The sequence below is a fragment of the Streptomyces sp. NBC_01471 genome (genome assembly GCF_041438865.1).
Classification (GTDB): domain Bacteria; phylum Actinomycetota; class Actinomycetes; order Streptomycetales; family Streptomycetaceae; genus Streptomyces.
The window spans coordinates 5158145-5177753 of the sequence record NZ_CP109450.1 but is presented as its reverse complement, the minus strand read 5'-3'; the positions used below and the strand labels follow the sequence as shown (position 1 = coordinate 5177753).

Annotated in this window: 18 protein-coding genes, 1 tRNA gene and 1 pseudogene; 11 read left to right on the top strand and 9 right to left on the bottom strand. The window is 70.8% G+C overall.

Annotated elements, in window-relative coordinates; translation table 11 throughout:
* Positions 1-35 precede the first annotated feature (35 nt).
* The 3 genes from OG285_RS23230 to OG285_RS23220 form a co-directional block, all read right to left on the bottom strand.
* Positions 36-1094, bottom strand: a complete 1059-nt coding sequence (locus OG285_RS23230; protein WP_356833391.1) for an LLM class flavin-dependent oxidoreductase — start codon at positions 1092-1094, stop codon at positions 36-38.
* Between the two features lie 144 nt (positions 1095-1238).
* Positions 1239-1958 (bottom strand): decarboxylase, encoded by a 720-nt coding sequence (locus OG285_RS23225; RefSeq protein ID WP_356833389.1) that lies wholly within the window; start codon positions 1956-1958, stop codon positions 1239-1241.
* The gene (locus tag OG285_RS23220; protein ID WP_356833387.1) at positions 1955-2779 is read right to left on the bottom strand and encodes a decarboxylase; all 825 of its coding nucleotides are present in this window, start codon (positions 2777-2779) and stop codon (positions 1955-1957) included. The genes OG285_RS23225 and OG285_RS23220 overlap by 4 nt, the downstream gene beginning before the upstream one ends.
* 151 nt (positions 2780-2930) lie before the next feature.
* Between OG285_RS23220 and OG285_RS23215 the strand changes: the two genes are divergently transcribed.
* Both OG285_RS23215 and OG285_RS23210 read left to right on the top strand, forming a co-directional pair.
* A complete protein-coding gene (locus tag OG285_RS23215; RefSeq protein WP_371792088.1) occupies positions 2931-3902 on the top strand; it encodes a D-2-hydroxyacid dehydrogenase in 972 nt (323 codons plus the stop codon).
* On the top strand, positions 3895-5304 hold the full coding sequence (locus tag OG285_RS23210; protein ID WP_371792087.1) for an amidase: 1410 nt from the start codon (positions 3895-3897) through the stop codon (positions 5302-5304). Before OG285_RS23215 ends, OG285_RS23210 begins: the two co-directional genes overlap by 8 nt.
* Positions 5305-5346: 42 nt before the next feature.
* On the opposite strand, the gene OG285_RS23205 is transcribed toward OG285_RS23210, so the two are convergent.
* Positions 5347-5847: a DUF3830 family protein gene (locus OG285_RS23205; RefSeq protein ID WP_356833381.1), complete on the bottom strand. Its 501-nt coding sequence runs from the start codon at positions 5845-5847 to the stop codon at positions 5347-5349.
* Positions 5848-6047: 200 nt separating this feature from the next.
* Here OG285_RS23205 and ehuB point away from each other — a divergent pair, with 200 nt between their 5' ends.
* From ehuB to OG285_RS23175, 6 genes are all read left to right on the top strand, one after another.
* A complete protein-coding gene (gene ehuB, locus OG285_RS23200) occupies positions 6048-6875 on the top strand; it encodes an ectoine/hydroxyectoine ABC transporter substrate-binding protein EhuB (protein WP_356833379.1) in 828 nt (275 codons plus the stop codon).
* Positions 6872-7543 (top strand): ectoine/hydroxyectoine ABC transporter permease subunit EhuC, encoded by a 672-nt coding sequence (gene ehuC, locus OG285_RS23195; protein ID WP_356833377.1) that lies wholly within the window; start codon positions 6872-6874, stop codon positions 7541-7543. Before ehuB ends, ehuC begins: the two co-directional genes overlap by 4 nt.
* Positions 7540-8193, top strand: coding sequence for an ectoine/hydroxyectoine ABC transporter permease subunit EhuD (ehuD, locus tag OG285_RS23190; protein WP_356833375.1), 654 nt, complete (start codon positions 7540-7542; stop codon positions 8191-8193). Before ehuC ends, ehuD begins: the two co-directional genes overlap by 4 nt.
* Before the next feature lie 109 nt (positions 8194-8302).
* Complete coding sequence (gene ehuA / locus OG285_RS23185; RefSeq protein ID WP_356833399.1) at positions 8303-9070, top strand: ectoine/hydroxyectoine ABC transporter ATP-binding protein EhuA; 768 nt, start codon at positions 8303-8305, stop codon at positions 9068-9070.
* A 164-nt stretch (positions 9071-9234) separates the two neighbouring features.
* Positions 9235-9993 carry an IclR family transcriptional regulator gene (locus OG285_RS23180; protein ID WP_371792086.1) on the top strand — a complete coding sequence of 253 codons (759 nt, stop codon included), beginning with the start codon at positions 9235-9237 and terminating at the stop codon, positions 9991-9993.
* Positions 9994-10066: 73 nt separating this feature from the next.
* A tRNA-Lys gene (locus OG285_RS23175) sits at positions 10067-10140 on the top strand.
* Positions 10141-10249: 109 nt separating this feature from the next.
* Here OG285_RS23175 and OG285_RS23170 read toward each other — a convergent pair.
* Both OG285_RS23170 and OG285_RS23165 read right to left on the bottom strand, forming a co-directional pair.
* Positions 10250-10333: pseudogene (locus OG285_RS23170) on the bottom strand (DNA-binding response regulator); the annotation flags it as partial.
* Positions 10334-10503: 170 nt separating this feature from the next.
* Positions 10504-11262: an SDR family oxidoreductase gene (locus OG285_RS23165; protein WP_356833371.1), complete on the bottom strand. Its 759-nt coding sequence runs from the start codon at positions 11260-11262 to the stop codon at positions 10504-10506.
* A gap of 147 nt (positions 11263-11409) precedes the next feature.
* Here OG285_RS23165 and OG285_RS23160 point away from each other — a divergent pair, with 147 nt between their 5' ends.
* The 3 genes from OG285_RS23160 to OG285_RS23150 all read left to right on the top strand — a co-directional run bounded on the left by OG285_RS23160 (position 11410) and on the right by OG285_RS23150 (position 15907).
* Complete coding sequence (locus OG285_RS23160) at positions 11410-12045, top strand: TetR/AcrR family transcriptional regulator (RefSeq protein WP_371792085.1); 636 nt, start codon at positions 11410-11412, stop codon at positions 12043-12045.
* 296 nt (positions 12046-12341) lie between these two features.
* A complete protein-coding gene (locus tag OG285_RS23155) occupies positions 12342-13898 on the top strand; it encodes an MFS transporter (protein ID WP_371792084.1) in 1557 nt (518 codons plus the stop codon).
* A gap of 92 nt (positions 13899-13990) precedes the next feature.
* Positions 13991-15907 carry an SMI1/KNR4 family protein gene (locus tag OG285_RS23150; RefSeq protein ID WP_371792083.1) on the top strand — a complete coding sequence of 639 codons (1917 nt, stop codon included), beginning with the start codon at positions 13991-13993 and terminating at the stop codon, positions 15905-15907.
* 80 nt (positions 15908-15987) lie between these two features.
* Here OG285_RS23150 and OG285_RS23145 read toward each other — a convergent pair whose 3' ends face one another.
* The 3 genes from OG285_RS23145 to OG285_RS23135 all read right to left on the bottom strand — a co-directional run bounded on the left by OG285_RS23145 (position 15988) and on the right by OG285_RS23135 (position 19574).
* A complete protein-coding gene (locus OG285_RS23145; protein WP_371792082.1) occupies positions 15988-17646 on the bottom strand; it encodes an AMP-binding protein in 1659 nt (552 codons plus the stop codon).
* Between the two features lie 78 nt (positions 17647-17724).
* The gene (locus OG285_RS23140) at positions 17725-18324 is read right to left on the bottom strand and encodes a lytic polysaccharide monooxygenase (RefSeq protein ID WP_356833363.1); all 600 of its coding nucleotides are present in this window, start codon (positions 18322-18324) and stop codon (positions 17725-17727) included.
* A 161-nt stretch (positions 18325-18485) separates the two neighbouring features.
* Positions 18486-19574, bottom strand: a complete 1089-nt coding sequence (locus OG285_RS23135) for an SPFH domain-containing protein (protein WP_371792081.1) — start codon at positions 19572-19574, stop codon at positions 18486-18488.
* Positions 19575-19609: the final 35 nt, after the last annotated feature.

Below are 19609 nucleotides of genomic sequence, written 5' to 3'. Positions count from 1 at the left end.
CGGCCGCCACCCGCCCTCCCGGCGGTTCCGCCGTACTATCCGGGCAGCCCGTAGGCGTCGGCGATCAGCTCGTACGAGCGCAGCCGCGCCTCGCCGCCGTGCGCGTTGGCGGTGATCATCAGCTCGTCGGCGCCGGTGCGCTTCTGGAGGTCGTCGAGGCCGGAGCGGACCTCGTCGGCGGTCCCGGTGATGATGTTGCTGAGCCAGCCGTCGACGAACTCCCGCTCCATCGGGCTGAATGCGTAGGCCGCGGCCTCTTCGGGTGTCGGGACGAGCCCGGGCCGCCCGGTGCGCAGCCGGACCATCGACAGCGCGCCGCTGAGGATCTGCCGGTGGGCCTCCTTCTCGTCGTCGGCCGCGAGTGCGGCGACGCCGATCACGGCGTACGGGCTGTCGAGCACCGCCGACGGCCGGAAGGACTCACGGTAGAGGTCGAGGGCCGGGATGGTGTTCTGCGCCGAGAAGTGGTGCGCGAAGGCGAACGGCAGCCCGAGGGTGCCCGCGAGGCGCGCGCTGAAGCCGGACGAACCGAGCAGCCACACCGGCGGCCGGCCGGCCGGGCCCTGGACCGGTCCCGGTACGGCGTGGATCCGGGCGTACCGGTGGCCGTCCGGGAAGCTGTCGTCCAGGAACCGGATCAACTCGGCCAGTTGCTGCGGGAATTCGTCGGCGCCCTCATGGAGCCGGTCGGAGCGGCGGAGCGCGGCCGCGGTGGCCCCGTCGGTGCCGGGGGCGCGGCCGAGGCCCAGGTCGACCCGGCCGGGGGCCATCGCCTCCAGCGTGCCGAACTGCTCGGCGATCACCAGCGGCGCGTGGTTGGGCAGCATCACACCGCCGGAGCCGAGCCGGATGCGGTCGGTGTGGGCGGCGAGGTGCGCGAGCAGCACGGCGGGTGAGGAGGATGCGACCCCGGGCATGGAGTGGTGCTCGGCCACCCAGTACCGGTGGAAACCGCGCCGCTCGGCGAGCTTCGCGATCTCCACTCCGGTACGGATGGCCTGGGTGGCGGTGCGCCCCTCCCCCACGGTCACCAGGTCCAGTACGGACAGGGGTACGGGGGCGGTTCCGGCCGCCTTGCCTTGAATCGGGTCCACCGCGCTCGGCCTTTCTGGTTGTCGGCCAGGTACAGCGTCGGCAACAGGGGACCGTCTCCGGTTATTCCCGCACCGCTCCCGGGCGGGTCGCACCCGCCGGGGACGGGGCCACGCCCGCCGGGGCCGCGCCCGCCCTGGTCACGGTCACGCCCGCCGGGCGAAGAGCTTTCCGAGCCGGTCCCCGGGGACCTTCCGGTCAGCCAGCCGCAGCCCCTCCCACACGGACACCTGGTTCGCCGTGAGTACCGGCTTCCCCAGGACCTGCTCCAGCTCCTGCACGTACGCCGCCGTGTGCAGCGCGGTGTCCGGCAGCAGCAGCACATCGGCGGAGGGGTGGTCTCCCGAAAGGGCCAGCTCGATGACCTCGTCCCGGCCCCAGGTGCCGACCTCGGCCGCGGTGATGACGCCGCTGCCGCGGGTCGCCGTCACCTCCACACCCGCCGACTTGAGGAACGCGGCGAAGTAGGCCGCCACGTCCTCCGGATAGGTCGCGGCGATGGCGACCTTCTCCGCGCCGAGGTACTGGATCGCGTGCGCGAAGGCGAAGGATGTACTGGACGCGGGCATTCCGGCCGTGCGTGCCAGGTCCCTGATCTGTTCCTGCGCGCCGTCCCAGCCGTAGACGAAGCTGCCGCTCGTGCACGCCCACACCACTGCCTCGGCCCCGGCGAGCCGCAGCTCCTCGACGCCTGCCGCGAGCCGGTCCGCCGCGCCCATCTCGATGAGCGCGTCCACCCGGTGCGCGTCCTCGCCGATGTCGGTGTGGACGACGGACAGTCTCACGTCGGACGCCAGGAGCTGCTCGATGCGCTCGTAGTCGTCCTCCGCTGAATGCCCCGGGTAAAGGAACCCGACCGCTGTCATGTCCAGCCTCCCTGCTCTTCGGGCGGATCTTCTGCCAGTGCGCTGGCGGGCTCCGGCTCGGGCAGGGGTGCCGGTTCGGGTACGGGCGCCGAGTCGATCAGCAGCCGCTGGTACGGACCGACGGCGAGGGCGCCGATACATCGCAGCGCCGCCCACATCGTGACCTGGTTCGCCGAAAGCACCGGCATCCGCAGCTCCGCTTCGAGCTGCGGGATCACGTCGTACGTCGGAAGGTTGGTACAGCTGATGAAGAGCGCGTCCGCCGAACCGACCACCGCCTGTCGAGCCATGTCCACCACATCGCGGTACGGGACCTTCCAGATGTGCCTGGTGAGGCCGAGAAAGGCCCGCCCGGTGACGACTGTCCCCGCTTCGCCGAGGTATTCCTCCAGGGAGGACGTCACAGATTCAGTGTAGGGCGTGACCAGCGCGATCCGCCGGACCCCGAGCTCCCGGAACGCCTCCAGCAGAGCGCCCGACGTGGTGATCGACGGCAGGTCGCTGGCCGCGGTCATCGCGGTGCACATGGCCCGTTCACCGGCGACCCCGCCGACGAAGCTGCCGCTGGTGCAGGCGTACGCCACGACCTGCGGCGCGACCGCGCCCAGGGCCCGGACCGCCTCGCGGAGCGTCTCGTGTTCACTGACCAGCCGGGCGAGATCCAGGGAGACTTCGACCGGTACGAAGGGGGTACGCGTCAGATGGAGCGACACGTCGTCCGGCACCCAGCGCCACAGCTCTCTGTCGAGAGCGAAGTCAAAAGGGGCGACGACTCCCACACCGCGTTGTGGCTGTGGTCCGCCGAGGAAGGAGATGTCCATGACTGCCCCCCAAGTGATGTGGGTGAGGCCGCTGTGTTTCTGCTGTCGACGGTAGGGTCACCGAGCGAGCCCGGTCAATCCGTACATGTCAGACGTTGCAATGTGCTTACTCCGACGAAACCCGGCCGACCCCAGTCGAAGGACCGCGCGCATGTCCGAACCCGCTGAACAGAGCGCTGAACCCACCGTTCTCGTACTGGATGCCGCCCCTCCTCCCCGTCTCGGACGACTCACCGGACGGGCGCATGTCGTGCACGCGGACGCACACACACTCGGCGATCAACTCCCTTACGCCGACGTCCTGCTGGTCTGGGACTTCCTCTCCGACGCGGTCCGCAGAACGTGGCCGGGCGAGGGCCCGCGCCCCCGCTGGGTGCATACCGCGAGCGCCGGGGTGGACCACCTCCTCAGCCCAGAGCTGGCCGCTTCGGACACCGTGGTGACCAACGCCCGCGGAATCTTCGACCAGCCGATCGCGGAGTACGTCGCGGGCCTCGTCATGGCCTTCGCCAAGGACCTCCCCGGCACCCTGGAGCTCCAGCGCCAGCGGCGCTGGCAGCACCGCGAGACCCGTCGCGTCGCCGGGACACGGGCGGTGGTCGTCGGGTCGGGGCCCATCGGCCGGGCGATCGGCGCCACGCTGACGGCGCTCGGTGTGCGGGTGGCGCTGGTCGGACGGACCGCGCGCGGTGAGGTGCACGGCGCGGACGAGCTCGACGGGCTGCTGCCCCACGCCGACTGGGTCGTCTGCGCCGCGCCGCTCACCGACGCCACCCGCGGCATGTTCGACGCGCGCGCCTTCGCCGCCATGCAGCCGTCCGCGCACTTCATCAATGTGGGGCGCGGGGCGCTCGTCGTCGAGACCGACCTCGCCGGGGCGCTCCGGGGACGCCGGCTGGCCGGCGCTGCGCTCGATGTCTTCGCGGAGGAGCCGCTGCCCCCGGGCAGCCCGCTCTGGGACGTGCCCGATCTGGTGATCTCACCGCACATGAGCGGCGACACCATCGGCTGGCGCGACGACCTCGGCGAGCAGTTCCTCGATCTGTACGACAAGTGGGCGAACGGCGAGCCCCTGCCGAACGTGGTCGACAAGAAACGTGGGTACGTCCACAGCCATGACTGAGCTCTGCGACCTCACCGCCCTTCACCTTCTGGCCGGCTACCGGAAGGGCAGCTTCACCCCGGTCGACGTGGCCCGCGCCGTGCTGCACAGGGCCGAGGCGGTGCAGCCCCGGGTGAACGCCTTCGTCCGGATCGACTCCGCCGCGGCCCTGCGGCAGGCCGGGGCATCGGCGGAGCGCTGGCGCGCGGGTGAGCCGCAGGGGCTGCTGGACGGGGTGCCGGTCACGGTCAAGGACATCCTGCTGCTGCGCGGGGAGCCGACGCTGCGCGGGTCGCGGACCGTACGGCAGGACGCCAGCTGGGACCAGGACGCCCCGTCGGTGGCCCGGCTGCGGGAGCACGGCGCGGTCTTCGTCGGCAAGACGACGACACCCGAGTTCGGATGGAAGGGCGTCACCGACTCCCCCCGGCACGGGGTGACCCGCAATCCGCACGACACCGCCCGCACATCGGGCGGCTCCAGCGGCGGGACCGCGGCGGCGGTGGCGCTCGGGGCCGGGCCGCTGGGGCTGGGGACCGACGGCGGGGGTTCGGTCCGCATCCCGGCGTCGTTCTGCGGGATCTTCGGGCTGAAGCCGACGTACGGGCGGGTCCCGCTCTTTCCGGCGAGCGCCTTCGGGACGCTCGCGCACATCGGGCCGATGACCCGGGACGCGGCGGACGCGGCCCTGATGATGGACGTGATCAGCGGCCCGGACCCGCGCGACTGGTCGCAGCTGGCACCGCCCGAAGGCAGCTTCCGTACCGGCCTCGACGGCGGGGTGAAGGGACTGCGGATCGCGTACTCACCGAGCTTCGGCGGCCAGGTCGCGGTCGAGCCCGCGGTGGCGGCCGCGGTCCGGCGGGCGGTGGAGCGCCTCGCGGAGCTGGGTGCGTACATCGAGGAGACGGATCCCGACCTCACCGATCCGGTCGCCGCCTTCCACACGCTGTGGTTCAGCGGGGCGGCCCGGGTGGCGGAGCATCTCGGCCACGAACAGCGCGAACTGCTGGACCCCGGGCTGCGGGAGGTCGTCGCGGAGGGCGAGCGGTACTCGGCGCTCGACTATCTGGCGGCCGTGGACGTACGGATGGAGCTGGGCCGGCGCATGGGCCTCTTCCACCAGCGGTACGACCTGCTGGTCACCCCGACCCTGCCGATCACCGCCTTCGAGGCGGGGCGGGAGGCCCCCCGGGGCTCGGGGCACCGGCGCTGGACCGGGTGGACCCCGTTCACGTACCCGTTCAACCTGACCCAGCAGCCCGCGGCCTCGGTGCCCTGCGGGGCGGACGCGGCGGGACTGCCCGTCGGCGTGCAGCTGGTGGGGGCACGGCATGCGGACGCGATGGTGCTGCGGGCCGCGCACGCGCTGTACGAGGCGGGGGTGGCCCCGACCGGCCCGGCCGGCCCGTCGGGCCTTTGAGCTGCCGGACCTTTGAGCTGAGGGCCGGGATCCGGAAAGGAACTACGCCCGGCGGAAGTTGAGGGTCTCGCCCGTGGCGCCCGAACGCCAGAGGTCCTGGCAGGCCTCCGCCATCCGGTCGAGCCCCTCCACCACCGTGCCCCACACGATCCCCGGTACCCACCCCGTGTCCCCGTTGATGAGCAGGTTGTTCCGCTCGTAGAACAGGGCCAGGTCGACCACCGTCGTACGCCCCCGGTGGTCGGCCGCCGTCTCGTATCCGTACGAGTCCGTCCCCAACACCGTCTCGGAGAAGGTGAAATAGCAGAGGTCCCCCGGAATGGGGGTGACCGTCGGGTTCTCCAGGGGCGGCTCCTGCGGCGCGAAGCCGGGGACCAGGGCGTAGATCTCGTTGCGCGCGTACTTCGCGTGGTAGACGTCGCCGCCCAGTGGCAGCGCGTCCCAGACGGCCGCACAGGTCACCGGCGCCTTGTCGTCGAGGAGCTTCGCCGTGCAGCTCACACCGCGCTTGTCGAGGGACAGTTCCACGAATCGATCGCTCATCCCCCCATGGTTTCCCCCGGAGCCCCCACACGGTCAAGGCCGCCCCTCCGTACAAGGGGCTGAAATTGACCGGCATACACCGGCTGTTGTCGGGTAGCCGCGCGCCCATGGCTTCACCACCAGGGAACGACTCAGGAAGCACCACAAGACGCCCCATTCGGCCCATCGAGTCCATACGCCGCCGTTCGGTCCTGCTCGGCATGGCGGGTCTGGGCGCCGCGGGGGCGCTCGGGGCGGCCGGCTGCAGCCGGGTACCGACCGGCGACACACTCGCCAGGCTCACGTCGCAGGGCACGGTCAGGCTCGGCATCGCGGGTGAGGTGCCGTACGGGTACATCAATGAGCAGGGGGACTTCACCGGCGAGGCCGTGGAACTCGCGAAGATAATCTTCAAACGGCTCGGTGTCGGCCATGTCCAGCCGGTGGCCACCGACTTCGCTTCTCTGATACCCGGGCTCAACTCGCAGCAGTTCGACTGCGTTTCGGCCGGGATGTACATCAACCACGACCGCTGCCAGCAGGTCATCTTCGCCGACCCCGAGTACCAGATGCTGGACGCCTTCATCGTCCGCAAGGGCAACCCGAAGAACCTGCACAACTACCAGGACTGTGTGAAGGCCAGGGCGAAGTTCGCCACCGGCACCGCGTACGCCGAGATCGCCTACGCCGTAGCGGCCGGATACAAGGAGAAGGACATCGTCATTCTCCAGGACCAGGTGGCGGGCCTGAACGCCGTCGAGTCCGGCCGGGTCGACGTCTTCGCCGGTACCTCGCTGACCGTTCGCGAGGTGGTGAAGAAGAGCCGCAAGGCCGAGGCCACCAAGGCCTTCGCGACCACGATCGACGGCAAGAAGAAGATCGACGGCGGCGGGTTCACCTTCCGCCGCACCGACACCTCACTCCGTGACGCCTTCAACGTCGAGATCCACAAGATGAAGAAGAGCGGCGAACTCTTCCGGGTGCTCAGTCGGTTCGGGTTCACCAAGGACGAGATGACCACGCTGACGGCCAAGGAGCTGTGCGCATGACGTCCGGACTGTGGCAGCACTGGGTGCTTCCGGGCATCTGGATCACCATCCAACTCACCCTCTACAGTGCCGCGCTGGCCGTCGTCGTGGCCTTCGGCATCGGCATGGCCAGGGCGCACCGCTCCCGCGTGGTGCGGTTCCTGGCGGGTTTCTACACGGAGATCTTCCGCGGCACCTCGTCCCTCGTGCTGATGTTCTGGATCTTCTTCGTGCTGCCGAACCTGTTCGGCTGGGCGCTGGTGCCGATGTGGGCCGCGGTGCTCGCCCTGGGTCTCTCGTACGGGGCGTACGGGGCCGAGATCGTCCGCGGCGCGCTGAACGCGGTCGCGCCCGCGCAGCGCGAGGCGGGTGTCGCGCTCAACTTCACCCCGTGGCAGCGGATGCGGCTGATCCTGCTGCCGCAGGCGATACCCGAGATGATGCCGCCGTTCTCGAACCTGCTGATCGAGCTGCTCAAGGGCACGGCGCTGGTCTCGCTGCTCGGCGTCGGAGACGTGTCGTTCGCCGCCTACCTGGTGCGGCTCGCCACTCAGGAGAGCTCCAAGATCTACTCCGTGGTCCTGGTCATCTACTTCGTCATCGCGTTCGTACTCACCCGTGGAATGCGGGCACTTGAGCGCAAGACCCGGGCCAATCTCGGCCTCACGGCCACCGGAGGTGCCCGATGAACAGCTGGGACTGGTCCGCGGTCGCGGACTTCATGCCACGTTTCTGGGACGGGCTGCTCACCACCCTCCAGATCCTGGTGCTCGGCTCGGTGCTCTCCTTCACGCTGGGTCTGGTCTGGGCGCTCGGCTACCGCGTGAAGACGCGTTTCGTACGGTGGCCGGTGAACTTCATCACCGAGTTCATCCGCAACACCCCCTTGCTGGTGCAGCTGTTCTTCCTGTTCTTCGTGCTTCCCGAGTGGGGCATCCAGTTCTCCGCGCTGACCACCGGCACGGTCGCGATCGGCGTGCACTACTCGACGTACACCGCCCAGGTCTACCGGGCCGGCATCGACGCGGTGCCGGTCGGACAGTGGGAGGCGGCCACCGCGCTCTCCCTGCCCCGCAGCCGCACCTGGACCGCGGTGATCCTGCCGCAGGCGATCCGCCGGGTGCTTCCCGCACTCGGCAACTACGTCATCGCGATGCTGAAGGACACTCCCCTGGTCGTCGCGATCAGTGTGCTGGACCTGCTGGGTCAGGCCCGCCTGGAGGGCGGCATGACCTTCCAGTACAACGAGGCGCTCACCGTCGTCGGCGTCGCCTTCATCGTCATCGCCTATCCGGCATCTCTTCTTGTACGAGCCCTGGAGCGCCGCCTTGTCCGCTGACGCGAACCCCCACAACACCGCGAAGCCCAACAACACCGAGCCCGCCGTACCCGCCGAGCACACGGAGCACACCGGCAGCCCCGAGAGCACCACCACGGCGGCCGAGGTCATCAAGACCCCGGCGAAGCCGGTCACCGCGAACGAACTGATCCGCTTCGACAACGTCACGAAGCGGTTCGGTGAGAACACCGTGCTCGACAATCTCTGCTTCTCGGTCCAGCCGGGCAAGCACGTCACCCTCATCGGCCCTTCCGGTTCCGGGAAGACGACGATCCTCAGACTCCTGATGACGTTGCTCAAGCCGGACGAAGGGGTGATCACCGTCAACGGCGACCAGCTCTTCCCGTCGAACGGCGAGAAGCAGATACGCGAGGTGCGCAAGAACATCGGCATGGTGTTCCAGCAGTTCAACCTGTTCCCGAACATGTCGGTGCTGCGCAACATCACCGAGGCTCCGGTCCGGGTCCTCGGGATGTCCAAGGACGAGGCTTCCGAGCGCGCCAAGGGCCTGCTCGACCTGGTCGGACTCGGTGACCGCGCGGACGCCAAGCCGAACCAGCTCTCCGGCGGCCAGCAGCAGCGCGTCGCCATCGCCCGCGCACTCGCGATGCGCCCGCAGGTGCTGCTCCTCGACGAGGTCACATCGGCGCTCGACCCGGAGCTGGTGGCCGGGGTGCTGGACGTGCTGCGCGACATCGCCCGCACGACCGACATCACCATGCTGTGCGTCACCCACGAGATGAACTTCGCCCGGGACATCTCCGACGACGTCCTGATGTTCGATTCCGGGAAGGTGATCGAGTCCGGTTCTCCGGAAAAAATCTTCAGCGACCCGGAGCACGAACGTACACGCGAGTTCCTCAGCGCAGTGCTCTGACCTCAGCCTCCCGTCCAGAATCATGACTCTGGCATATGCCACGGTGGCGCGCCCCAGCTTGACGGCGCGGGGCGCGCCAGCAAGTCGTCAACAGGCCCCCCACAACGGGTCCTTGACGGCTATCGTGGTACGCGAGCAAACGGTCACAACCTGTAGGGGGAACCGTGGCGCTGAAGCCCGAGCCGACCGCGCCGTTCCATTCGGTGCAGTACGCACTGCGCGTGCTGGAGACCGTCTCCAAGTACGGCGGCGGCGTGACCGACGCCGACATCGCACGTGAGACCGGCCTGCCCACCTTCCACCTCTCCGCACTGCTGCTGATGCTGCGCCGCGAGGGGTACGTCGAGCAGGTCAGTGACGGCGCGTACATCATCGGCGACTCGCTGGTCCTGCTCGGCTCCGGCGCCACCCGCGAGACGGCGCTCCAGGCCAAGCTCCAGAACACCCTGGACCAGCTGCGGGACTCGGTGGGTGCCGCCGTCTACATCAGCCGGTACATCGACGGCGAAATGAAGATCACCCAGGTCGCCGACGGCCCGCTGACGCCCGCGGTCCAGGAGTGGGTGGACTTCCGCTCGTCGGCGCACGCCAGCGCGGCGGGCAAGTGCCTGCTGAACCAGCTCGACCAGAACGCCCGCCGCGACCACATCTCGCGCCACAAGATCGCCCGGCTCACCTCGAAGACGATCACCAACGAGCGGGTCCTCTTCTCCAAGCTGGACTCCCAGCCGGCCACGGTTCCGGTGCTGGACATCCAGGAGTACGCGGTGGGCACGGTCTGCGCCGCGGTGCCGCTCACCGCGGGATCCACCGTCGGGTGCCTGGCCCTTTCGCTGCCGATCGAGCATGCCCACCGGCTGCGCGCGGCGGCGGATTCACTGAACCGGCAGGCCGCGCCCGTGGTGCTCTCGCTCGCCCTCTGAGGCCGGTTCCGGGGGTGATCTTGACCTGGTTTGGAGCACCCCGTCGGACCAGCTACTATTTCCGAGTCAGCAGGCGCCGCTAGCTCAGTTGGTTAGAGCAGCTGACTCTTAATCAGCGGGTCCGGGGTTCGAGTCCCTGGCGGCGCACAGACGGAAGAAGCCCCTCGCGGAAGCGGGGGGCTTCTTCGTGTGCGGGCAGGGGCGACCGGTCCTGGCGTCGGCCGCAGGACATGGCCCACGCCTTGAGGAAGGCGAGGGCGACCGCCGCGTCCGGCTTGCCCTCGGCCACCAGGGCCAGCACTTCGCGTGCGCGCGGAGTGAGCTTCTCCAGCGGGTCACGGCTACAGCCTCACCGCCATCCTTCCGGCCGCCGGCGCCCCGCGCCCGCTTCGGGACCCTGCCGCGCCAGAGCCGGACGAGGATGAGGACGAGTCGGTCGGCTCGGAGTCGGAGCGGGGCGGCGCCGTCACTGCCTGCTTCCCTAGCTTCCCTACCGACCGTCGCCCGGCGTCACAGGAGGGCGCCGCCGGAGACCTCGATGCGCTGGGCGGTGACCCAGCGCAATCCCTCGGAGGCCAGCGTAGCGATGGCGTCGCCGATCTCCTCAGGTTCGCCGACGCGGCCGAGCGCGGTCTGCCCGGCCAGAACCTGCCGCATTCCGGCGTCGTCCCGCATCGCCCCGCCGTTGAAGTCGGTGGCGGTCGGCCCCGGGGCGATGGAGTTGACCCGGATACCGCGAGGTCCGAGCTCTGCGGCGAGGGTGCGGCTCAGAGCTTCGACGGCGGCCTTCGAGGCGGAGTAGGCCGAGGTGGCAGGGCTGGTGTGGCGGGTCAGTGACGTCGAGACGTTGATGACCTGGCCACCCTGGGCCAGCAGTGGCACGAGCGACTGGATGAGGAAGAAGGTGCCCCGGACGTTGGTGCCCATCACCGTGTCGAAGTCGTCGATCGTGACAGTCTCCAGCGGCCCGAAGACTCCCACTCCCGCGTTGTTGACCAGGATGTCGAACCGCGAAGCACCCCATCGCTCCAGCTGCGCGCCCAGTTCGGAGGTGAAGGACGCGAAGGAGGAGACGTCGCTGATGTCGAGCCGGAGAACTGCGGCAGTCCCGCCCACGGCCCGGACCTGTTCCGCCGTTTTCTCGGCCCCGGCCACATCGCCGCGGTGGGTGACCACGACCCGCACTCCGCGTGTGGCCAGGGCGATGGCCGCGCTGCGCCCGAGGCCGCGATTCGCCCCGGTCACCAAAGCGATCTTGTCGATTGTCATGAACTTCCTCCACCGTGCGACGACCAGGATCCGCGCAGGTGCCACAGACCCGAGGCGAGTCACTCGACTCGCCTTGCTGGTGCACCGTAGGCGGGCCCGCCGAGGCGAGTCAAGTGACTCGCCTCGGGGCTACGGCATACTCTCCGCATGGCAGCAGAACTCACCGCGCATCACCGCAGGCTCGCCCAGCAGAAGCGCGAGGCGATCACCTCCGCGGCCACAGAACTGTTCTTGGACCGTGGCTACGACGGCACCTCCCTCGCCCGGATCGCCGAAGCGGCCGGAGTCTCGAAGTCCACCCTGTTCAAGCAGTTCCCCACCAAGGCGGCCCTCTTCGAGGCCATCGTCACCGAGTCCTGGCAGCGCGACGCCGGCGATACCGCCGCCCGGCCACAGGCGGGAGATCTGCGCTCCGGGCTGACAGCCATCGGCCACCGCTACGCCGACCTGATCGGCCAGCCCCGCATGTCAGGCCTGTTCCGGATCGTCATCGCCGAACTGCCTCGCTTCCCGGAGCTGGGACGGATGCAGTTCCAGCTCGGCAAACTGCCCTACTTCGCCTCCGTCCAGCACTACCTGGAATCCGAACATGAGGCGGGCAACGCTGATGTGCCCGATGCCGAGAGCGCCGCGAACCAGTTCCTCGGCATGATCGCCAACTACGTCCTGTGGCCCCGCATGCTGCTGACCGGCTGGAACCCCGCAGCCTCCGACATCCACAACGCCGTCGAACAGGCCGTCCAGACCATGCTCGCCAGATACACCCCCGACCCGCCGGCCTGACCCGAAGCCGACCCACGACGGACTGCGCGTGCACGACGGACTGCGCGTGTACGGCGAGGCCGGGCCACACCCTGCGCGTCAGCGCCGTTCCTCCGTTCCTCCGTGCACCGTCAGCTCCTTGCCCGCTCTTGCCCGCTGCCGGCCGCTCGACGGCGGCCAGGGCGTCCCGGCGGTCCCGGCCCGGCGCAAGGCCCGCCGCGAGTACGGGGACCGGGTCGGCGCGCTCGCGCCCTGACCATGATCGTTCTCAGCGCCGACCGCTGTACCGATGTCCCCCGAGGCCGTTCTCGCTGGTCGTGGACGCAGAGGCAAGCGGCACGCGGCTCGGCCCCACCGGCCCGGCGGGCCTGGCCGCCCGCGCCGGGCGCAAGGAGTGGACCGCCTTCGTCGTCCTGCTGCTGCCGCTCCTGCTGGTTTCGATGGATGTGTCCGTCCTGTTCTTCGCCATCCCGTCCATCACCCGGGAGCTCGACCCGAGCAGCACCCAGCAGCTCTGGATCTTCGACATCTACGCCTTCGCGCTGGCCGGGCTGCTCATCACGATGGGCTCGCTGGGCGACCGGATCGGCCGCCGGAAGCTGCTGCTGTTCGGGGCCGCGGCCTTCGGCGTGGCGTCCGTCGGGGCCGCGTACGCGCAGAGCGCCGAGATGCTCATCGCCGCACGGGCCGTGCTCGGCATCGGCGGGGCGACGCTGATGCCCTCCACCATGGCCCTGATCCGCACCATGTTCACCGACACGAAGCAGCGCTCAAGGGCGGTCGGCGTCTGGTCGGGTGCCATGGCCGGTGGGATCGCGCTCGGTTCGGTGATGAGCGGCGTCATGCTGGAGCACTTCTGGTGGGGCTCGGTCTTCCTCATCAACGTGCCCGCGATGGTGTTGCTGCTGGTCCTGGTCCCCTTCCTGGTGCCGGAGTTCAAGGACCCGCGCCCCGGCAGATTCGATCTGCTGAGCGTGCCGCTGTCGATGGGGGCCGTGCTTCCGGTGATCTACGGCGTCAAGGAGATGGCGGCGCACGGCTTCGGTGTCCCGATGCTGCTGTGCGTCCTGGCGGGGCCGGCCGTGGGCACGGTCTTCGTACGGCGGCAGCGCTCGGGCCGCTCCACGATGATCAGTCGTGCGCTGTTCCGCGAGCGCGGGTTCGGCGCCGGGATCACGCTCAACGCGCTGGCCGCGTTCGCCATGATGGGGTCCGCGTACTTCACCACGCAGTACCTCCAGTCGGTGCTGGGGATGAGCACGATGGAGGCCGCCCTCTGGTCCATGGCCCCCTCGGTCGCGGTGGGGATCGCCGCGCCGGCCGCCACCGCGGTCGCGCAGCGGGTGCGGCGGTCCTCTGTGGTGGCCGCCGGTTTCGTCATCGCGGCGGCCGGGTTCGCTGTACTGGATCTCACCGGTACGGATTCGCTGTGGCTGCTGCTGGCCGGTGCAGCCGTCAGCAGCTGCGGCATCGTGACCGTGATGGCGCTGGTCGCCGACATGGCACTCGCCACGGCCCCCGCGGAGAAGGCGGGTTCGGCTGCGTCGCTCCTGGAGACGGGGCAGGAATTCGGCGGGGCGATGGGGATGGCGGTACTCGGCTCGATCGGCACGGCGGTCTACCGCGCCGGCATTCCGGCGTCGGCGCCCGGCCAGGCACGGCAGACGCTGGGCGGGGCCCGCGCCGCGGGGGGCCCGGGTCTGGTGGATCTGGCAAGGGCGGCCTTCGTGCACGGGATGCACTTCGCCGCGGCGGGCGGCGCGGTGCTGCTGCTGGCGGGGGCGGTGCTGACCGTGGTGCTGCTGCGGGACCGGAGGAACGCGGTGGGGCACGAGGCCGCTGTGGCAGCGGCGCCGGCGGCTCAGAGGTCCTGACAGAAGTCGCCCGACGATGTGGCCGGCGGCCTGGCCCACCCGGACCTTGCTGGTCAGGGCGGCTGTCAGTGCCGGGTGCCAGGATCACCGGCATGAACGCGGAGACTTTCGACTGGCGGCGCTTCCTCACCCGGTGGAGCGAGGAATGGGCCGATGCCCAGGGCGACTTCGGGGAGCTGAGCCCGGACGATGCCGAGGACCGGCAGCGCAGATGGCTCGGCGTCGCCCCCGCCACGGGGGCGGACATCGCCGCCATGGAGGCACGGCTCGGGTATGAAATGCCGCCGTCCTACCGGGAGTTCCTGCGGGTCAGTGACGGCTGGCGGCACGCGGGCGGTTTCGTCTGGACGCTGGCCGGCACACGCGAGGCACGCTGGCACGAGGACACGAGCGGCCTCGGTGAAGACTTCGACGAGCTCTGGGGCGACGAGGACGGTCCGGAGGAGGTCCGGGCGCAGGTCGGACTCTGGTCCCGCGGGCTCCAGTTGGACGTCGAGTCGGACGCCACCTACGTACTGCTCGACCCGGAGGACGTGGGACCGGACGGCGAGTGGGCGGTGCGGGTGTGGGCGCACTGGCGGGCCTCCGACCCCGAGCGGTACCCGTCGTTCGCGGCGTTCATGGTCGCCATGCACCAGGAGTTCCACCAACTGGAGAGCGGCCGGGACGGGCAGGACGGCGCCCCCGCGTTCGTCAACGAGACGACCCGCGCGCAGGACGCCGCCGTGGACACGGCCCGGACGGCGGCGCTGCGCGGCCGTCACGAAGAGGCGGCCCGGCTCCTGGAAGAGGCCCAGAAGTACGGCCGGCCGCACGCCAGCGAGCTCCTGCACCAGATCGGGCAGCTGGGCGGGCGACACGCGAATGGCAGGCAGCTCCCGCACCCGGACAACCCCCGTTTCCTCACCGAGCTGCTCCCCCTGCACGCCACTGCTCACCCGGGCGGCGGCCGCCCCATGGATGGCCGGCACTTCGCCGACCCCGAGCTCTTCCCCGACACCGCGCAGGCAGCGGCGGACATCCTGCGCGAGGTGAGCGAGGGGACGTACCGCTACCGGCCCGGTGGCGGGTTCGGCGAGGCGGTCGACGAGGCGCGCGAGCTGGCCCGTTGGGGCGACACCGATGGCGCCTGGCGGATCCTGCGCGCCGCGGTCCCGGTGTGGAAGCCGCTCGGCCCCGACCACATCGCCCCGGTGGGCCTGCTCGCCGACCCTGTGCTCGCCCCACTGCTCACCACCCGGCGGCGCCTGGAACTGCTGGCGACCCCGCGCGGCGGCGAACGGGGCCCGGCCCCGGCCCCTGCCTGCGACAAGGACCCGGGCGGCCTGTCCTGGCTCGCACGGCCCGGAGGGCTGCGACCCGGCCAGTCATCACCCGGCGACTACCGGATGGTCCTGGTCGAGGGGGTCGCCCCGGAGGAACTGCCCGCCCTCCTCGGATCGGCACCCGGCACAGCCCTCTCTCCGCCACTGCGGCGCTGGGACGTCAGCCGTCACCACCGCCCCGGCCGGCGGAGTTCCTCCAGCTACGACGACAAGGCGCTGCTCAGCGTCGGACGGGCGGGGGCGGGCTGGAGCTTCGGAATCGACGACAGCCCCAACGGGTTCTCCACGGACCGGCTCGTCTCCCCCGCGCGGGCCGCCTCCGCCCGCGGCGGCCGGGCGATCGTGGTGTGGGGCCAGTCGGGCCGGGACACCCCGCTCTTCCATGTGTCGGCCGCCCGGGGCGGGACGCCGCTGTACGCGTTCACGGTGCGGGACGGGATGATCGAGGACAGTTCCGGTGACCTTCCCGCCGAACTGGCCCCGGGCCCGCTCGGTTTCGACTCCCCGGGCACGGCCGCCCACACGGCTGCGGCTGCCCGCGCCCTGGACGCCATCGCCGACCGGTACGGAGTCGCTCTGCCGCGCCTCGCCCTCACCAAGGGCCGGCTGCACTCCTTCGAGTCGATGTCCTGGATACGCCCGCCCGGCCCCGGTGAGCCCTACGTGATCATGGGCATCGGCTGACGCGCACCCGGGGAAGGGTGCGGCGGGCCCGACGTCCCCCCGCTTCCGCCTCCACCCGGCTCCCGGCGCGGCCGGAGCCACTACCGGGCCAGCAGGTCGGCGCGTCCCCGCGCCCCGTACTCCGCCACCAGCCGCTCCACGTCCTGCGCCGTCAGCCGTCCGTACGCGCCGTCCACCGCCCGCCACACCGGATCGCCGCAGCGGAACCCCTCCCTGCGCAGGCCCACACGGTGCACCTTGTTCGTCGCCGTGACCGGCATCGCGGGGACGATCCGTACGTAGGCGGGCGCCATCTTCGTTCCCAGGTCGGGCTGTTCGCCCAGGAAGTCCGCGAAGGCCACCGGGTCGAAAGCGGCTCCCTCGCGCAGGGCCAGCGCAGCCATCACCTGGTCGCCCGCCACCGGGTCGGGCACCGCGTACACCGCGACCGCCACCGCGTCCGTCCAGCGGGCGAGGATGTTCTCGATCATGGCGGCGGCCAGGTTCTCGCTGTCGACCCGCAGCCGGTCGTCCGTACGGCCCGCGAAGTAGAGGAAGCCCGCGGTGTCGCGGTAGAAGAGGTCGCCCGTCCAGTACCAGCCACCGCGCCTGCGGTCGGCGTCGGCGGCCTCGTTGCGCCAGTACCCCTCGAAGGGGTTGGGCCCCCGGTTGACCAACTCCCCTATCGCATCGGTCCCGTTGGTGAGTCGGCCGCGCTCGTCGAAGACGGCGCGGGGCCGCTCGCCGAGCGTGTCCGGGTCGACCACCGCCAGGTCGTCACCCGGCGCCGACCGGCCGATCGCGCCCGGGGGTGTGTCGGGGGTGCGCTGGACGGCCGCGCCGCCCTCCGACGATCCGTACCCCTCGACCAGCCGCACACCGAACCGTTCGGCGAAGCGTGCCGCGTCCACCGCCCCCGCCTCCGTACCGAAACCTGTCCGCAGTGGGTGCACCCGGTCGTCGGGGCGCTCGGGGGTGGCCAGCAGGTACTGCACGGCGCGGCCGACGTAGGTGAAGTACGTGGCGCCGTGGGCCCGTACGTCGTCCAGGAAGCGGGAGGCCGAGAACCGGGGGCGCAGCGCGACGGCCGCGCCGCCCGCCACGGCGGGGGCCCAGTTGGCGATCACCGCGTTGCCGTGGAACAGCGGCATGCAGATGTAGTGGACATCGTCCCGGTCGGTTCCGAAGTGGCCGACCAGGGACTGTCCGGCCGCCGCCAGCCGGCCCTGGGTGCAGATCGCGGCCTTGGGAGCGCCCGTGGAGCCCGAGGTGAAGTAGAGGAGCATCCGCGCGGCCGGGGAGACCGGCGCCGCGACGGCTTCGCCGGGGACGGCGTCCGCGTACGGGGCGAGCAGTTCGCGGTACGCGTCGGAGTCGGTGACCAGCATCCGTACGCCCGGCAGGTCCAGACCGTCGAGCAGCGGCAGCAGCTCCCGCGAGGTGATCAGCACGCGGCACTCGGTGTGCACGATGTCGCGGGCCAGTTCGGCCCCGCGCCGGGTGGGGTTGATCCCGGCGACGGCGGCCCCCGCGAGGGCCGCCGCGCTCAGCCAGAGCGGGAATTCCGGGGTGTTGTGGAGCAGCACCCCGATGTGGGGCTCGGCTCCGGCCGGGAGCAGGTCCACGAGAAGCGCGGCCCGCGCGGCAGCACCCGAGGCGATGCGATGGTGGCTCAGGACCAGGTCACCGGAGCTCAACCCGGGTCGCTGATCGCCCCATTGACGCTGTACGAGCTCCGCGAAGGTATCTGCGCTCCTCATGGCGCCGCAGGTTAACTGACTAACCGTCAGAACTGAACGGTCCGGAGCAGTCAGAAACACACGGTCGGAAACACACCGTCAGAAGCTGACGTCCGAGCAGGCATAGAACGCGTTGCCCGTGTCGGCGATGTTCCACACGGCCAGGATCATGTGGTGGCCGGTCTTCTGAGTGGGGATGGTGCCCTGCTGCGAGACGGTGCCGGGCGGCTGCCGATTGCCGTACGGGACCGTCATGAACGGCTGCGGGTCGAGGTCGGCCCGGGTGAGCGGCTTGGAGTCGTCCCAGCCGTTCTTGGTGATGAAGTACTCGAAGTCGGTCGTGGCGTGCCGGGCGGTGAACTGCCACCGGAAGGTGTACGCCTGACCACCCGTGAGCTTGGTGGTGGGCCAGGCGCCGCCGTTCGGTGCCTTCGCACCGTCGAGCTGGGCGAAGTCGTCGTGGGCGCCGGAGCAGATCTTGCCGTCGGCGGGCCCGGCGCCGGGGAACCCCTTGGGGCCCTCGACGCTCTGCGGTTCGTACTGGATGGCACCGCAGTTGGTCACGGTGCCGTTGGCACAGAGCTTCTGGCGGCTGATGGGCTGGTCGGTGTATCCGTGGCTGCTGGCGCTGCCGGTGGCGAGCAGAGAGACGCCCGCCACGGCGAGGCCGACCACGGCCGCACCTATTTTCTTGCGCATGCTGCACTCCTCGGAACGTGGGGAGTTCGGTGTGCCGAGCTGCGGTCTAGACCAAGGCTCAGAGTATGGACGTCAGTTCGCCGTGTCCATATCAAACACAGGTCTGCACCAATTCCAGGAGAAGTGCAGGGGTTCCCCGGCAGGAGGCTCAGGAAGAAGGCTCAGGAAGAAGTGCCGCCGCGCCCCGCGTAGAAGGCGACCGTCAGATCCCTGACGAGCGCGTTGCGCTCGTAGACGTCCAGCTCGACCAGGCCGCGCGTGGTCAGCCGGGTCACCGTGTCGTCCACCGCGTCCACCACCGAGGTCAGCACGGTGTCCCGGTGCCGGGCGTCGATCGCGGCGACCCGGCTCCGCTGCATCGCGCCCGCGACCTCAGGGGCGTACTCGATCCGGGTCGGCTGCGCCGAGAACACCTCGATGCCCACCGGGAACGCCTCCGCCTTCAGCATCCGGGTCAGCGCGTCACCGACCGCCTCGCTGTCGCGCAGCGTCGGCCCGTCCTCATGGAAGGCGTCGGCCGGCAGCTGGGAGAGGACCCGGGCCATCGCGGCCTCCACCAGCTCGCACAGATACGCCTCGTGGTTCTCCACCCCGTACGCGGCCCGTGCCGTGTCCTTGATCCGCCACACCACCAGGACGACGGCGCGCAGGGCCGTGCCGTCGGCGTCGACAGCGGGCAGCGGCTCGCTGCGCCAGTGCCGCAGCCGTACGTCGACCCGGCGGCGCAGCGCCAGCGGACTCGTCCACACCAGCCCGGTCCGCCGCACGCTCCCCCGGTAGTCACCGAAGAGCGAGAGGACCCACGCGTGGCCGACTCGTCCGCGCCCGAGCCCGCCGAAGGCGAGGAGCGCCAGCGCACCGAGCACGGCGAGCACCGCGCCCACCTCCGGCCCGATCCCGTCGTACGGCACCGCGTCCAGCCGCAGCAGTGCGGACACCGGCGCCGGAACCGCCCCGGCCCTCCAGAGCACCACCGCGAAACCGACGAGCGCGACGGCGCCGCCGAGCAGCGCGGCGGCGCCGGGCAGCGAGGCCCCGGGGCGCTCGGCCAGCCCGGGGTCGGCGGACGGCGCGGACCTGCCGGAGCCCTGGACGCGGCTGTCCGTCCGGGTCGGCTGCCGCTTCCGGCCGGCCGGACCCCCCGGGTGGCCGGCGGGCCGGCCGACCGTCCGGGCCGGTGTCGCCACGGCCCCGGGGGCATCGTCACGGAACAACAGGTGAACCGGGATCTCGGTCGTGGACTCGTTCATGATGACCGCGGTCCTGCGCATCGCCGGCCGGTCCC